This window comes from Paraburkholderia sp. SIMBA_027 (assembly GCF_046535315.1).
Classification (GTDB): domain Bacteria; phylum Pseudomonadota; class Gammaproteobacteria; order Burkholderiales; family Burkholderiaceae; genus Paraburkholderia; species Paraburkholderia tropica.
This window is the reverse complement of sequence record NZ_JAWRWY010000005.1, coordinates 58,771-72,655: the sequence shown is the minus strand read 5'-3', so window position 1 is coordinate 72,655 and position 13,885 is coordinate 58,771. Positions and strand designations below refer to the sequence as shown.

15 protein-coding genes are annotated in these 13,885 nt (G+C 65.2%); 10 read left to right on the top strand and 5 right to left on the bottom strand.

Going from position 1 to position 13,885, the window contains the following annotated elements; translation table 11 throughout:
- Positions 1 to 52: 52 nt before the first annotated feature.
- Together SB764_RS10720 and mpl are read right to left on the bottom strand one after the other, a co-directional pair.
- Positions 53 to 628: a YqiA/YcfP family alpha/beta fold hydrolase gene (locus SB764_RS10720; RefSeq protein ID WP_074987383.1), complete on the bottom strand. Its 576-nt coding sequence runs from the start codon at positions 626 to 628 to the stop codon at positions 53 to 55.
- Positions 625 to 2,025 carry a UDP-N-acetylmuramate:L-alanyl-gamma-D-glutamyl-meso-diaminopimelate ligase gene (gene mpl, locus SB764_RS10715; protein ID WP_410863522.1) on the bottom strand — a complete coding sequence of 467 codons (1,401 nt, stop codon included), beginning with the start codon at positions 2,023 to 2,025 and terminating at the stop codon, positions 625 to 627. Before mpl ends, SB764_RS10720 begins: the two co-directional genes overlap by 4 nt.
- Before the next feature lie 284 nt (positions 2,026 to 2,309).
- Between mpl and SB764_RS10710 the strand changes: the two genes are divergently transcribed.
- The 10 genes from SB764_RS10710 (at position 2,310) to SB764_RS10665 (ending at position 11,099) form a co-directional block, all read left to right on the top strand.
- Positions 2,310 to 2,951 (top strand): UDP-N-acetylmuramate--alanine ligase, encoded by a 642-nt coding sequence (locus SB764_RS10710; RefSeq protein ID WP_065060387.1) that lies wholly within the window; start codon positions 2,310 to 2,312, stop codon positions 2,949 to 2,951.
- Between the two features lie 24 nt (positions 2,952 to 2,975).
- Positions 2,976 to 3,527, top strand: coding sequence for a TlpA family protein disulfide reductase (locus SB764_RS10705; RefSeq protein ID WP_065060388.1), 552 nt, complete (start codon positions 2,976 to 2,978; stop codon positions 3,525 to 3,527).
- Between the two features lie 194 nt (positions 3,528 to 3,721).
- On the top strand, positions 3,722 to 4,174 hold the full coding sequence (gene aroQ / locus SB764_RS10700; RefSeq protein ID WP_065060389.1) for a type II 3-dehydroquinate dehydratase: 453 nt from the start codon (positions 3,722 to 3,724) through the stop codon (positions 4,172 to 4,174).
- 103 nt (positions 4,175 to 4,277) lie between these two features.
- The gene (accB, locus tag SB764_RS10695) at positions 4,278 to 4,742 is read left to right on the top strand and encodes an acetyl-CoA carboxylase biotin carboxyl carrier protein (protein ID WP_065060390.1); all 465 of its coding nucleotides are present in this window, start codon (positions 4,278 to 4,280) and stop codon (positions 4,740 to 4,742) included.
- A gap of 215 nt (positions 4,743 to 4,957) precedes the next feature.
- Positions 4,958 to 6,325 carry an acetyl-CoA carboxylase biotin carboxylase subunit gene (accC, locus tag SB764_RS10690; protein ID WP_065060391.1) on the top strand — a complete coding sequence of 456 codons (1,368 nt, stop codon included), beginning with the start codon at positions 4,958 to 4,960 and terminating at the stop codon, positions 6,323 to 6,325.
- Positions 6,326 to 6,328: 3 nt separating this feature from the next.
- A complete protein-coding gene (gene prmA / locus SB764_RS10685) occupies positions 6,329 to 7,225 on the top strand; it encodes a 50S ribosomal protein L11 methyltransferase (protein ID WP_065060392.1) in 897 nt (298 codons plus the stop codon).
- Between the two features lie 130 nt (positions 7,226 to 7,355).
- A complete protein-coding gene (locus SB764_RS10680; protein ID WP_074987380.1) occupies positions 7,356 to 8,810 on the top strand; it encodes a DUF3426 domain-containing protein in 1,455 nt (484 codons plus the stop codon).
- A 102-nt stretch (positions 8,811 to 8,912) separates the two neighbouring features.
- Positions 8,913 to 9,413 (top strand): thiol peroxidase, encoded by a 501-nt coding sequence (gene tpx / locus SB764_RS10675; RefSeq protein ID WP_065060394.1) that lies wholly within the window; start codon positions 8,913 to 8,915, stop codon positions 9,411 to 9,413.
- Between the two features lie 225 nt (positions 9,414 to 9,638).
- Positions 9,639 to 10,580, top strand: a complete 942-nt coding sequence (locus SB764_RS10670) for a carbohydrate kinase family protein (protein WP_065060395.1) — start codon at positions 9,639 to 9,641, stop codon at positions 10,578 to 10,580.
- Positions 10,581 to 10,622: 42 nt separating this feature from the next.
- The gene (locus SB764_RS10665) at positions 10,623 to 11,099 is read left to right on the top strand and encodes a glycine zipper 2TM domain-containing protein (RefSeq protein ID WP_065060396.1); all 477 of its coding nucleotides are present in this window, start codon (positions 10,623 to 10,625) and stop codon (positions 11,097 to 11,099) included.
- A 343-nt stretch (positions 11,100 to 11,442) separates the two neighbouring features.
- On the opposite strand, the gene SB764_RS10660 is transcribed toward SB764_RS10665, so the two are convergent.
- The 3 genes from SB764_RS10660 to SB764_RS10650 form a co-directional block, all read right to left on the bottom strand.
- A complete protein-coding gene (locus SB764_RS10660) occupies positions 11,443 to 12,111 on the bottom strand; it encodes a histone H1-like DNA-binding protein (RefSeq protein WP_410863518.1) in 669 nt (222 codons plus the stop codon).
- A gap of 28 nt (positions 12,112 to 12,139) precedes the next feature.
- A complete protein-coding gene (locus SB764_RS10655; protein WP_074987378.1) occupies positions 12,140 to 12,457 on the bottom strand; it encodes a hypothetical protein in 318 nt (105 codons plus the stop codon).
- Between the two features lie 92 nt (positions 12,458 to 12,549).
- Positions 12,550 to 13,773 carry a ribonucleotide-diphosphate reductase subunit beta gene (locus SB764_RS10650; RefSeq protein ID WP_065060441.1) on the bottom strand — a complete coding sequence of 408 codons (1,224 nt, stop codon included), beginning with the start codon at positions 13,771 to 13,773 and terminating at the stop codon, positions 12,550 to 12,552.
- Between the last annotated feature and the right edge of the window lie 112 nt (positions 13,774 to 13,885).

Sequence of the window (13,885 nt, the reverse complement as noted above, 5' to 3'; positions counted from 1 at the left end):
GTGCTGTATACATATAGGCGTTCGCGCGCGCGGCGCGAACGAAAGACGACGCTCAAGGCGCGTCGCAGAAACGGATCACTTCGTCGACGTAATCGGCGAATTCGCTGATCCCGTGATCGCTGCCCTCGATCAGATGCGTCTGCACACCCGGATAGTGCGCGAGCATCTCGCGGTAATCGAGCACTTCGTCGCCGGTCGCGGCGATCAGATAGTAACGCTCGGGCCGGGTGATGTGCGCAACCGCCAGGGCGCGCAGTTCCTGCAGATGGCGCGGCTCGACGACGATGCTGCCGCCGCCGTGCCACAACGGCTGTTCGCCGAGATACTTCGACAGATCGCGATCCGGCACCACGGCCGGATTCAGCAGCACGGCGCGCCAGCCGTGCTTTTCGGCAAGCTGCGTGGCGAAAAAACCGCCCAGCGAGCTGCCGAGCAGCGTGATGCGCTCGCCCGGCCGGGCGTTCTGCGCGATCTCGCGTTCAACCAGTTCGATCGTTTCGTCCGGCGAGACCGGCAGCGTCGGGCACAGCCATTCGTCCGCGCGGCCCAGTTCGGCGAGACGCGCCGCCAGCAGGCGCGCCTTGAACGATTGCGGCGACGAGCGAAAGCCGTGCAGATAGACGATCACGCCGCGCTCCGGCCGGCTTTCGCCGAAAGCGCGTCGAGCAGCTTTTGATGCACGCCGCCGAAGCCGCCGTTGCTCATCACCAATATCTGGTCGCCGGGGCGCGCGGCCGCCACGACCGCCTTCACCAGCGCGTCGAGGTCGTGGAACGCTTGCGCCTTCTCGCCGAGCGGCGCGAGCGCGCCCGCGAGATCCCAGCCGAGCGCGTCCTTGCCGGCGGGCGCGCCGTAGCCGAACACGAGGTCGGCGTCGGCGAGACTGCCGGGCAATTGCGCCTTCATCACGCCGAGCTTCATGGTGTTCGAGCGCGGCTCGAGCACCGCGAGGATGCGCGTGTTGTCGCGGCCCACGCGCGTGCGCAGCCCGGCGACGGTCGTTTCGATCGCCGTGGGATGGTGCGCGAAGTCGTCGTAGACGGTCACGCCGTCGACGCTGCCGCGCACTTCCATGCGGCGCTTCACGTTGCGGAACGACGACAGCGACTGCGCGGCCTGCGCGGGCGGCACGCCGACGCTGCGCGCGGCGGCGATCGCCGCAAGTGCGTTCTGGCGATTGTGCTCGCCCTGGATCTGCCAGTCGACCACGCCCACGCGTTCGCTGTGGTGATAGACGGCGAAGCGCTCGTCGACCGTCACGCCTTCTTCGGCCGGCAGCGCCTGCCAGCCGCCGTCGACGCCGAAACGCTCCACGTCGCTCCAGACGCCGCGCGCGAGCACGCGGTCGAGCGCCTCGCTGCGGCCGTTCGAGACCACGCGGCCCACGCCCGGAATCGTGCGCACGAGATGGTGGAACTGCGTCTCGATGGCGGCGAGATCGGGGAAGATATCGGCGTGATCGAATTCGAGATTGTTCAGCACCGCGGTGCGCGGACGGTAATGGACGAACTTCGAGCGCTTGTCGAAGAAGGCCGTGTCGTATTCGTCGGCTTCGATCACGAAGAAGCTCGAATCGGTCAGACGCGCCGAGATGCCGAAATTCAGCGGCACGCCGCCGATCAGGAAGCCGGGATTCAGGCCCGAGTCTTCGAGCAGCCACGCGAGCATCGAACTCGTAGTGGTCTTGCCGTGCGTGCCCGCCACCGCGAGCACCCACTTGTCGCGCAGCACGTGCTCGCCGAGCCACTGCGGGCCGGACGTGTACGGCAGGCCGCGATTGAGGATCTCCTCCATCAGCGGATTGCCGCGCGAGACCACGTTGCCGATCACGTACAGGTCGGGATTGAGCTCGGTCTGGCTCGCGTCATAACCCTCGATCAGGCGGATACCCTGCGCTTCGAGCTGCGTGCTCATCGGCGGGTACACACCCGCGTCGCAGCCGGTGACCGTATGACCCGCGCTGCGCGCGAGCACGGCGAGACCGCCCATGAACGTGCCGCAGATGCCGAGGATATGGATGTGCATAAGCCTGTCGCGCCGCGTGGGCGTCGTGAAAGGGTACAGGGATGGGGAAAGCAGGACGGCGGCGCCTGGCCGCCGGAGCAAAGAACGCTATTGTACCCGAGCGCCTGCGGCTTTTTCGCCGGGGCGGGCGTACCGGCGCGGGCGTACCGGCGCGGGCGTACCGGCGCGGGCGTACCGGCGCGGCTGTACCGGGATGTGCATAGCGGCGCCGGGTCCTGCTGCACCGCCGCATCGCCGCGCGGCCGCCGCCGGGAGCGCGCGACGTTCTCTAGTATGATGGGCGCATGGTTCGCAGATCACATTTCGATCCCCAGCGCGTGCGCGAGGAAATCGCCATCGCGGCAGCACGGATGATCGCCGAAGATGGCCTCGATTACGCCACCGCCAAGCGCAAGGCCGCTCGGCAGGTGGCGGGGGACGCGCGCATCGAAGGCGCCTGGCTCCCCGACAACGATCAGATCGAGGAAGAAATCCGCGAATATCAGGCCCTTTTCATGGGAGAAAGCCAGCCGGCGGTGCTGCGGCGGCTGCGCGAGATCGCGCTCGACTGGATGCTGCGGCTCGCGCGCTTCAATCCGTTCCTGACCGGCGCGGTGCTGAACGGCACGGCGGGCGAGCACTCCGACATCCATTTGCAGATCTTTTGCGATAACGCGAAAGATGTCGCGATCTGGCTCCTGAACGCGAACGTGCAATACGACGTTTCGGAAACGCGCCACTTCGCCGCACGCGGCTATGTGGAGACGCTGAGCTTCCTCTGGAAGCCATCGCGCGATGAGGAACCGGTCGGCATTCATCTCGCGCTCTACAATACCGACGACCTGCGTGGCGCCGTGCGCGCCGATCCGCGCGGGCGTCTGCCGCGCGCGGACGCGCGGGCACTCCAGGCGCTGATCGACGAGAGCGGCGCGACCTCCACCACCTGATTCATAGTGAGCTTGAGCGCAGCAATGAACACGAAACGGATTCTGGCCGGCGTCGCAGTCGCGGCGGTGGCAGCCGGGGGCGGCATTCTGGCGGGGCATTATGCGAGCGGCGGCAACGCCGGAGTCGCCGACGCGGCGTCGATCACGGGCAAGCAGAACGCGGTCGACCAGCTCTGGTCGGCGGCCGTGACCACGCCCGACGGCAAGCCGCAGTCGCTCTCCATCTATAAGGGCCACCCGATCGTGGTCAACTTCTGGGCGTCGTGGTGCGGTCCGTGCGTCGAGGAGATGCCGGAGCTGTCGGCGCTGCACCGCGAGTACGCGAAGAAGGGCATTCAGTTCGTCGGCCTCGGCGTCGATTCGGCGGCGAACATCAAGACTTTCCTCAAGAAAGTGCCGGTGGCCTACCCGATTTACATCGCCGGATTCGGCGGCGCGGACGTGGCGCGCGCGTTCGGCAACAACGCCGGCGGCCTTCCTTACACGGTGGTAATCGACGCCAACGGCGCCGTTCGTGCGACAAAATTAGGCCAAATCAAACCGGACGAACTTCGGCGCACGCTCGACGCACTTTGACGCGCGCGAAGAATTGACCTGAGCTTAACGGCCGTACGGCACAATTTGCCGGGAAAATTGGCGTATTTAGCCGAAGTTCAACCCTCACGCCGGCAATTCAGCGAACAGAGGGGCATATCAGCCGTTTGGAAAACTAGACAAATTTCTCTAATCGGCGCTAAAGTTCGCGCAATTCCACGGAAAAAGAAGCGACCATGACGCGACTGCTGGTTCTGCACGGCCCCAACCTCAATCTTCTCGGCACCCGGGAACCGGAGGTCTATGGGCGCGTGACGCTGCCGCAGATCGATCAGGCGCTCGCCGACCGTGCCGCCGACGCCGGCGTGGAGCTGGCCACGTTCCAGAGCAACCACGAAGGCGCGCTGGTGGACCGCATTCAGGCCGCCCGCACGGAACAAACGGATTTCATCCTGATCAACCCGGCTGCGTACACGCACACCAGCGTGGCCATCCGGGATGCGCTGGCAGGCGTCGCCATCCCGTTCGTCGAGATTCATCTGTCGAACGTGCATCGCCGCGAAGCCTTCCGGCATCACTCGTATTTTTCCGACCAGGCCGAAGGCGTGATCTGCGGCCTCGGCTGGAAGGGTTATCTCTACGCGCTCGAGTACGCGCTGGACCGGCTCGCTGCCAGGCCCGCGGCCTGATTCCTGCGCCGGATGACCGACGCACTCTGAAAGACAACACCAATCCCGTGCCGGGACGCTTGCGCCCCGGCACCTCACGTATTCAAAGCAAAGGGGCTGCACCATGGATCTACGTAAGCTGAAGACTCTGATCGACCTCGTCTCCGAATCGGGCATCTCGGAGCTCGAAGTGACCGAGGGCGAAGGCAAGGTGCGCATCGTCAAGAACGCGCCGCCGGTTTACGTGCAGCCGACCGCGCAATTCGCAGCGCCGGCCATGGGCGCGCCCGCCGCGCCGGCCCACGTCGGTGAAGCCGCTGCGCCCGCCGCCGCTGCCGCGCCGGTCGTGCCGCAAGGCCACGTGGTGACGTCGCCGATGGTCGGCACGTTCTACCGCGCGCCGTCGCCGGGCGCCGATCCGTTCGTGCAGGTTGGCGACACGGTCAAGGAAGGCCAGACGCTGTGCATCATCGAAGCGATGAAGCTGCTCAACGAGATCGAGTCGGACGTCGCCGGCGTGGTCAAGGAAATCCTCGTCGAGAACGGCCAGGCAGTCGAATACGGCCAGCCGCTCTTCGTGGTCGCATAAGCGCGTCCAACGCAAGAACGGCCGGCGCGCCGCGCGGCATCGGGTCGACAAAGACCACATCCGCCGCGCGAGCGCCCTTCCGCCAGCGCCGCCGCCGCGCGTTCGCTGCCAGGCAGGCAGACAGAACGCCGCCACGCGGCGCCAGCGCGACCGATACTCGAAGGCAGCCCGCTCGCTTCGTCCTGCGGCGCCCATTGATGAGTCGAATACCCACCATGTTTGAAAAAATCCTCATTGCCAATCGTGGCGAAATCGCGCTCCGCATCCAGCGCGCGTGCCGCGAACTCGGCGTCAAGACGGTCGTCGTCTATTCGGAAGCCGACAAGGAAGCCAAGTACGTGAAGCTCGCCGACGAGGCGGTCTGCATCGGCCCGGCGCCTTCGAACCTGAGCTATCTGAACATGCCGGCGCTCATCAGCGCGGCCGAAGTCACCGACGCCGAAGCGATCCACCCCGGCTACGGCTTCCTCTCGGAAAACGCCGACTTCGCCGAGCGCGTCGAGCAATCGGGCTTCACCTTCATCGGTCCGCGTCCGGAAACCATCCGCATGATGGGCGACAAGGTCACGGCGAAGCAGACCATGATCAAGACCGGCGTGCCGTGCGTGCCGGGCTCGGAAGGCGCGCTGCCGGACGATCCGAAAGAAATCGTGAAGATCGCGCGCACGATCGGCTACCCGGTCATCATCAAGGCTTCGGGCGGCGGCGGCGGTCGCGGCATGCGCGTCGTGCACACGGAAGCGGCGCTCGTGAACGCGGTCAACATGACGCGCGAAGAAGCGGGCCGCGCCTTCGGCAACCCGCAGGTCTACATGGAGAAGTACCTCGAGAATCCGCGTCACATCGAGATTCAGGTGCTCTCCGATTCGTTCAAGAACGCCGTGTGGCTCGGTGAGCGCGACTGCTCGATGCAGCGCCGCCACCAGAAGGTGATCGAGGAAGCGCCGGCGCCGGGCATCGCGCGCCGCCTGCTCGACCGCATCGGCGACCGTTGCGCCGACGCCTGCAAGAAGATGGGCTACCTCGGCGCGGGCACGTTCGAATTCCTGTACGAAAACGGCGAGTTCTACTTCATCGAAATGAACACGCGCGTGCAGGTCGAGCACCCGGTCACCGAGCAGATCACCGGCATCGACATCGTGCAGGAACAGATCCGCATCGCCGCCGGCGAGAAGCTCGCGTTCCGCCAGCGCGACATCCAGTTGAAGGGCCACTCGATCGAGTGCCGTATCAACGCGGAAGATCCGTTCAAGTTCACGCCGTCGCCGGGCCGTCTGACCTCGTGGCACATGCCGGGCGGACCTGGCGTGCGCGTCGATTCGCATGCCTACAATGGCTATTTCGTGCCGCCGAACTATGATTCGATGATCGGCAAGCTGATCACCTACGGCGCGACGCGCGAGCAGGCGATCCAGCGTATGCGCATCGCGCTGTCGGAAATGGTCGTGGAAGGCATCTCGACCAACATTCCGCTGCACCGCGAGCTGATGCTCGACGCCAAGTTCGTCGAAGGCGGCACGAGCATTCACTACCTCGAAAGCCGTCTGGCCGAGCGTCAGTCGGTGAAAAAGGACGAAGCGTAATTCATGAGCTACCGGGAACTGATCGTCGAGCTTGAGCGCGACCGCGCGGAGGAACTCTCCGACGCGCTGCTCGAGCTTGGCGCCCTCTCGGTGTCGGTGGAAGACGCCGACGCCGACACGCCCGACGAGCAGCCGCTCTTCGGCGAGCCGGGTCTCACGCCCGAGCGCACCGCGTGGCAGCATTCGCGCGTGATCGCGCTGATCGGCGACGATCAGGATCCCGCGGTGCTGCTCGCGGCCGCGTCGAACGAGCTCGGTCTGGCCGCGCTGCCGAAGTTCGCGCTGCGCGAAGTCGAGGAACAGGATTGGGTGCGGCTCACGCAGTCGCAGTTCGATCCGATCCAGATCGGCCAGCGCATCTGGGTCGTGCCGTCGTGGCACGACGCGCCCGATCCGGACGCGCTCGTGCTCGAACTCGATCCGGGCCTCGCGTTCGGCACCGGCAGCCACCCCACCACGCGTCTGTGCATGGAGTGGCTGGAGCAGCACGTGCAGCCGGGCAACTCGCTGCTCGACTACGGCTGCGGCTCGGGCATTCTCGCGATCCTCGCGCAGAAGTGCGGCGCGAATCCGGTGATCGGCATCGACATCGATCCGCAAGCGGTCGAGTCGGCGCGCCATAACAGCGAACGCAATCGCGCGGACGTGACCTATGGCCTGCCCGACGACCTGAAGGCGGGCGAGTTCGACATCGTCGTGGCCAACATCCTTTCGAATCCGCTCAAGCTGATGGCGTCGATGCTCTCGTCGCGCGTGAAGCCGGGCGGCCGTCTCGCGCTCTCGGGCATCCTCGCGCGTCAAGCCGAGGAAGTCGCGCAGGTGTACGAGCGCTGGATCGACATCTCGGTCTGGCGCGAGCACGAAGGCTGGGTGTGTCTCGCCGGCACGCGCCGCGCATGACGCACCGATCGGGGCGGGTCCGGGCGCATCGCGCCTGATCGTGCCCCAGGCGCATAGCCAGGAGTCGTAGGGCTCCGTGGATTGCCAGTAGAATGGCGGGTATCGCCAACCTTCCGGTTCCACGGCACTCATGCTCCTGGCAACGCGCTGTCCCTTCTGCGAAACCGTCTTCCGAATCCAGCCCGCACACCTCGCCGCGCGTCGCGGCCTTGTGCGCTGCGGCCATTGCCAGGAAGCGTTCGACGCATCGGGCAGCCTTTACGAGGTGCCTGAAAACGGCGATTTCTCACAGGCCGTTCCCGTTGCCGCCGATATCGCCGCGAGTCTGGCTTCGCCGGGTTCGGCGCAGGCTGCGGCTGCGGTTGCTGCGGCGGGTTCGCAAACCGCTTCACAGCCGACCTCACCGGCCGCCTCGCAATCCGCTCATCAAGCCCCAGCGCCCGTGAGCGAACCGGCGCCGCACGTTCAGCACGATCAACCGCATCCGCAGGAATGGACGCAAACAGACGCGTCTGCCGCGAACTTCGCCGCGCAAGACGCCGCTGCGCAGCCCGCGCCCGACTTCGCCAATCCGGGCTGGAATCCGTGGGCGCCGCGCCCCGATAGCCGCATCGATCCGAATCTTCAGTACACCGCGCAGAATCTGCCGCGTCCCGGCATTGCGCCCGGCGCGACGCTCGGCGTCACGCCCGGTGTCGAACTGAAGCACGCGAGCGAAAGCAGCGAGCCGTCTCTGGCGCGCGAGTTCGCGCCCGAGCAACCGGCTCAGCCTGCTTCAACTTCTGCTCCTACGCCCGCTCCCACGCCGGACACTGCCGAACCGTTCCCGCCAGCCACGCGCTGGACGCGCGTCGAACCCGGACTGGCCGCGTCCGCTCCGGCCGCAGCGGCGGCGACAGGCGAGCCTGTCGAGCCTTCGCTTGCATCCCGCACCCCGGCAGCCGCCGCGCCGTTCGCCGCCGATCCCGAACCGTCGCTGTCCGCGCGCGCCGAACCGGCGGGTGCCGCCGGCGCCGCTGCCGCGCCTGCCTTCTCCGCACTCGAACCGCGCGACGGCAGCGAGCCGTTCGCCGTCACGCGTGAAGCGCCCGCGCATCCGCCGCGCCGCATCGGCTGGCGCATCGTCGGCGCACTGGTCGCGCTCCTGCTGCTCGTCGGGCTCGCCGCGCAATTGCTCTGGTGGCAGCGCGAAAGCGTGATGGTGTACTTCCCCGCTTCGCAGCCGCTCTATCAGCAGGCCTGTGCGCAGCTCGGCTGCCGCATCAGCCCGCCGCGCGACATCGACGGCCTCGAAGTGCAGCAGTCCGATCTGCGTCAGGTGGACGACCCGCATCATCTCGAACTGAAGGTTCCGCTGCGCAACCGCTTCGGGATTGCGCTCGCCTACCCCGCGCTCGAACTCACGCTGCTCGATCGCCAGAACAACGTCGTCTTGCGGCGCGTGCTGTGGCCGCAGGATTATGCCGCGCCGGGTACGCGCATCGAAGCCGGTCTGCCCGCGCACAGCACGCAGACCATGATCGTGCGGCTCGATACCGGCAATGTCGTCGCATCGAATTTCCGCATCGAAATTTTCTACCCGTAATTCACGCGTCAGCGCCTGCCCTTCGCGCGGGCGCGCGCACCTTGCGTCCGGTCCAGCCGGACGCGCCACTCACCACTACAGTCAAAATCCGGAGAGCACATCATGAGTCAAGTCACGCTAGGCGGTAACCCGATCGACGTCGCCGGCACGTTCCCGGCGCCCGGCCAGAAGGCCCCGGCGTTCTCGCTCGTCGGCAAGGATCTGAAGCCCGTCTCGCTCGCCGACTTCGCCGGCAAGCGCAAGGTGCTGAACATCGTCCCGAGCCTCGACACGCCGACCTGCGCCACCTCCACGCGCAAGTTCAACGAAGCCGCCGCGAAGCTCGACAACACCGCAGTGCTCGTGATCTCGGGCGACCTGCCGTTCGCCGCCACGCGCTTCTGCACGACCGAAGGCATCGAAAACGTCGTCACGGCGTCGACGTTCCGCGGCCACGAATTCGCGCAAGCCTACGGCGTGGACGTCACGAGCGGCCCGCTGACCGGCCTCACCGCGCGCGCCGTGGTCGTGCTCGACGCGAACGACAATGTCGTCTACGCCGAGCGCGTCAGCGAAATCAAGAACGAGCCGAACTACGACGCCGCGCTCGCCGCACTGAAGTAACCCCCGGCGGCGGCGCGCCCGTGACGGGCCTGCCGCGAGCCTGAGCGCGCCGTGCGCGCAGCGCGATCCCGATGTGTCGGGACGCTGCGCGCACCGGCCGCGAAGTCCGGGCCGCGGCGCGACGTCAGGCAAGCACGCGCCTTAACGTGCGATGACGTCCGATGACGTGCAATCACCTGCAAGCGCGCCGCCCCTTCCACACCACGCACTACAGGAATTCCCGCCTTGGCTACGCTGATCTGCGGCTCGCTCGCCTACGACAACATCATGACCTTCGAAGGTCGCTTCCGGGAGCACATCCTGCCCGAGCAGGTGCATATCCTGAACGTGAGCTTCCTCGTGCCGACGATGCGGCGCGAATTCGGCGGCTGCGCGGGCAACATCGCCTACTCGCTGCACCTGCTGGGCGGCGACGCGCGCATCATGGCGACGCTCGGCGGCGCCGACGCGCAACCGTATATCGACCGCCTCGACACGCTCGGCCTGAACAAGGCGCACGTGCGCGTGCTGCCCGACACGTGGTCGGCGCAGGCGATGATCACCACCGACCTCGAGAACAACCAGATCACCGCGTTCCACCCGGGCGCGATGATGCAATCGCATTTGAACCGCGCCGACGAGGCGCCGGGCGTCAAGCTCGGCATCGTCGCGCCGGACGGCTTCGACGGCATGGTCCAGCACGTCGAGCAATTCGCCAAGGCAGGCATCCCGTTTGTCTTTGATCCGGGCCAGGGCCTGCCGCTGTTCGATGGTGCGTCGCTGCGTCGCGCGATTGAACTTGCGACCTATGTTGCGGTCAACGACTACGAAGCCAACCTTGTGAGTCATCGCACCGGCTGGTCGTTCGAAGAGATCGCCAGCAAGGTCGACGCGCTGATCGTCACGCGCGGTGAACACGGCTCGCAGATCTACCACGGCGGCAGCATCGAAGAAATTCCTCCGGTGCAGGCGCAGCAGGTACTCGATCCGACCGGTTGCGGCGACGCGTTCCGCGGCGGCCTCCTCTACGGCATCGAGAACAAGCTCGGCTGGGCGACCACCGGACGTCTCGCGAGCCTGATGGGCGCGCTCAAGATCGAACACCAGGGGCCGCAGAACTACGCGCCCACGCGGGCGCAGATCAACGAACGTTTCAAGGCAGCATTCGGCTACGAACTGCCGCAATGAAGTCGGGCGCCGCGAGGGCGGCGCTCATTGGAGCTACGGGAAATGAGAACAACAAGTCGTCTGATTGTGGCCGCCATGGTCGCGGGTTCGCTCGCCATGACGGGTTGTGCGTATAACAGCAGTTCTGCCGACGTCTACACTGCCTCGCAGGCGCAGCGCGAATCCACGGTGCGCATGGCTACGGTGGAAAGCGTACGCGCCGTGAAGATCAGCTCGAACAATGGCCAGCCCAGCGGTCTGGGCGCAGTCGGCGGCGGCGCGCTTGGCGCCGTGGCCGGCAGCGCGATCGGCGGCGGTCGTGGCTCGATCGTCACGGGCATCATTGGCGGCATCGCGGGCGCGGTGGCCGGCAATGCGGTCGAAAACGGCGTGGCCATGCACAATGGCCTCGAGATCACCGTCCGTCTGGATAACGGCGACTATCGCGCCATCACGCAGTCGGCCACGGGCGAGATCTTCCAGGCCGGCGACCGTGTGCGCCTGCTCTCGAGCGGCGGCGTGACGCGCGTGACGCACTAAGGCTTCAGTTGTTCGGCGCGCACCGCGCGCCAGTCCGAACACGGACTGATTGACCGGTTTCCCCTGTACCGCACGATGCCTTGTGCTCGTTGCGGAACCTCAGGCGCATGTGCTCCCCTGTGCATGCGCCTTTTTTCATGCGCGTGCGAAACGCAGCACCGCGACGCCATCCGCAAAAAACGCGGACGAAAAAAATCCCGTCGCGAATGTTCCGTCGACGGGATCGGGATCGAGTCTTGCTCGCCGCCGGCGATCGTGCAAAACGCACGAACTACACGGCGGCGCTCGATCAACGAAGCGCGCGTTCTTGCTGACCCGCGCGCGCTTCGACTCGTACTACTGCTTACGGACGGCTGCCCGTCGGGAACGGCCAGGCCGCTGCCGGGTTCAGTGCCGTCTTCACGGTTGCAGCGGGCGCAGCCGGTTGCGCAGCAGGCGCAGCAGCGGCAGCCTTCGCAGGCGCCTTCTTGGCAGCCTTCTTCGCGGCAGCCTTCTTCGCAGGCGCAGCCTTCTTGGCAGGCGCAGCCTTCTTGGCAGCAGCCTTCTTCGCAGGCGCAGCCTTCTTGGCAGCGGCCTTCTTCGCCGGCGCCTTCTTGGCAACAGCCTTCTTCGCTGCGACCTTCTTCACCGCGACTTTCTTGGCTGCAACCTTCTTCGCTGCGGCCTTCTTCGCCGGTGCTGCCTTCTTCGCAGCAACCTTCTTCACGGCGGCTTTCTTGGCTGCAACCTTCTTCGTTGCGACCTTCTTCGCTGCGGCCTTCTTCGCTGGCGCTGCCTTCTTCGCAGCAACCTTCTTCACAGCGACCTTCTTGGCTGCAACCTTCTTCGCTGCGGCCTTCTTCGCCGGTGCTGCCTTCTTCGCAGCAACCTTCTTCACGGCGACTTTCTTGGCTGCAACCTTCTTGACCGCAACCTTCTTCACTGCGGCCTTCTTCGCCGGTGCTGCCTTCTTGGCTGCAACCTTCTTCACTGCGGCTTTCTTGGCCGCCGGCTTCTTCTTGGCAGTTGCCATTTTTTTCTCCTTCAGGTTCAGATGAGAGTCAGTTCAAACTACACCCTTCGTCAAAACCCGCTTCCCGCGAACGCTTCTCAGGGCGCACGCTTCGAAGCGGGCTATTCATCGGCGTACGCTGGTCCCGCGCGCTTACGCTAATGAATGCGGTAAGGCGCACCGTGCTGAAAAACACAGTGCGCCAAGTCTTTCCGGCGTCGGCTACCGACACCGGGCAACGTTCGTTGAAGGCGCCGGCCACATGGCCCACGCCGTTTTCCGGGGGGAAGTTTGCCCATCCCTCTGAAGGGTTCGCAAAGTGCCTTGCACGTAGTTGAGCCGCCAGGGCTCCGGGCACGCTTTGCATCAGGCGTTCCTGCTCCTAATCATCATGCCGGTCGAGGCCTCGCACGAGGCCTCCGGCCACCCCAATAGACTGACTGCCGCAGTGCGCCCGGATTACTCCCAGGACAACGCACCGCCCGTCTGATATTCGATCACGCGCGTCTCGAAGAAGTTGCGTTCCTTCTTCAAATCGATCATTTCGCTCATCCACGGGAACGGGTTCTCTTCGTTCGGGAAAAGCGCGTCCAGACCGATCTGCTGGCAACGGCGATTGCAGATGAAGCGCAGATAGCTCTTGAACATGGATGCGTTCAGGCCCAGCACGCCGCGCGGCATGGTGTCTTCTGCGTAGCGGTATTCGAGTTCGACTGCCTGCTTGAACAGTTCAGTGATCTCCGCGCGGAACGCCGGCGTCCACAGCTGCGGGTTCTCGAGCTTGATCTGGTTGATCAGGTCGATGCCGAAGTTGCAGTGCATCGACTCGTCGCGCAGGATGTACTGATATTGCTCGGCGGCGCCGGTCATCTTGTTCTGACGGCCGAGCGCGAGAATCTGCGTGAAGCCCACATAGAAGAACAGACCTTCCATGATGCAGGCAAACACGATCAGCGACTTGAGCAGCGTCTGGTCGGATTCGAGCGTACCGGTCGTGAACGCGGGATCCGTCAGCGTGGTGATGAACGGGATCAGGAACTCGTCCTTGTCGCGGATCGACTTGACCTCGTGGTACGCATTGAAGATCTCGCCTTCGTCCAGACCGAGCGATTCGACGATGTACTGGTACGCGTGCGTGTGGATTGCCTCTTCGAACGCCTGGCGCAGCAGGAACTGGCGGCATTCGGGCGCCGTGATGTGCCGGTAGGTACCGAGCACGATGTTGTTGGCGGCGAGGGAGTCGGCAGTCACGAAGAAGCCGAGGTTGCGCTTCACGATGCGGCGCTCGTCCTCGGTCAGACCATTCGGGTCTTTCCACAGGGCGATGTCGCGCGACATGTTCACTTCCTGCGGCATCCAGTGATTCGCACAACCGGCCAGGTACTTTTCCCAGGCCCACTTGTACTTGAACGGGACCAACTGATTCACGTCGGTCTGACCGTTGATGATGCGCTTGTCGGCGACATTCACGCGGGCTTCGGTCGAGACCGGCGCCTGCGGCGGCGGTGCGACTGCGAAGTCGGCGGAGAAGATGTTGGTCGCCGAAGAAGACTGAGGAGTGAAGTGCAGTGCGGACTGCGCTTCAGGAACAGAGACAGCCAGGCCAGCGGGGTTGCGCATTGCGTTCTGCTGCGCACCGCTCGACGGAGTTACGGCCGTGTTCTCGTCATCCCAGTTGAGCATAAATGTCACCATCAATTTAGAACGGTTTGTACCATCTTTTCATGCGCGATAAAAGGGTTCGCACACGAAAAATCCTGTTTTCGATTCGCGTTGCGACCTCGATACAACACTT

Excerpts from the sequence above, each read along its gene's own strand:
- mpl (WP_410863522.1), bottom strand. The coding sequence starts at position 2,025 with ATGCACATCCATATCCTCGGCATCTGCGGCACGTTCATGGGCGGTCTC.
- SB764_RS10650 (WP_065060441.1), bottom strand. The coding sequence starts at position 13,773 with ATGCTCAACTGGGATGACGAGAACACGGCCGTAACTCCGTCGAGCGGT.
- SB764_RS10660 (WP_410863518.1), bottom strand. The coding sequence starts at position 12,111 with ATGGCAACTGCCAAGAAGAAGCCGGCGGCCAAGAAAGCCGCAGTGAAG.
- SB764_RS10655 (WP_074987378.1), bottom strand. The coding sequence starts at position 12,457 with ATGCAAAGCGTGCCCGGAGCCCTGGCGGCTCAACTACGTGCAAGGCAC.
- aroQ (WP_065060389.1), top strand. The coding sequence starts at position 3,722 with ATGACGCGACTGCTGGTTCTGCACGGCCCCAACCTCAATCTTCTCGGC.
- prmA (WP_065060392.1), top strand. The coding sequence starts at position 6,329 with ATGAGCTACCGGGAACTGATCGTCGAGCTTGAGCGCGACCGCGCGGAG.
- SB764_RS10705 (WP_065060388.1), top strand. The coding sequence starts at position 2,976 with ATGAACACGAAACGGATTCTGGCCGGCGTCGCAGTCGCGGCGGTGGCA.
- accB (WP_065060390.1), top strand. The coding sequence starts at position 4,278 with ATGGATCTACGTAAGCTGAAGACTCTGATCGACCTCGTCTCCGAATCG.
- accC (WP_065060391.1), top strand. The coding sequence starts at position 4,958 with ATGTTTGAAAAAATCCTCATTGCCAATCGTGGCGAAATCGCGCTCCGC.
- SB764_RS10665 (WP_065060396.1), top strand. The coding sequence starts at position 10,623 with ATGAGAACAACAAGTCGTCTGATTGTGGCCGCCATGGTCGCGGGTTCG.
- tpx (WP_065060394.1), top strand. The coding sequence starts at position 8,913 with ATGAGTCAAGTCACGCTAGGCGGTAACCCGATCGACGTCGCCGGCACG.
- SB764_RS10710 (WP_065060387.1), top strand. The coding sequence starts at position 2,310 with ATGGTTCGCAGATCACATTTCGATCCCCAGCGCGTGCGCGAGGAAATC.
- SB764_RS10680 (WP_074987380.1), top strand. The coding sequence starts at position 7,356 with ATGCTCCTGGCAACGCGCTGTCCCTTCTGCGAAACCGTCTTCCGAATC.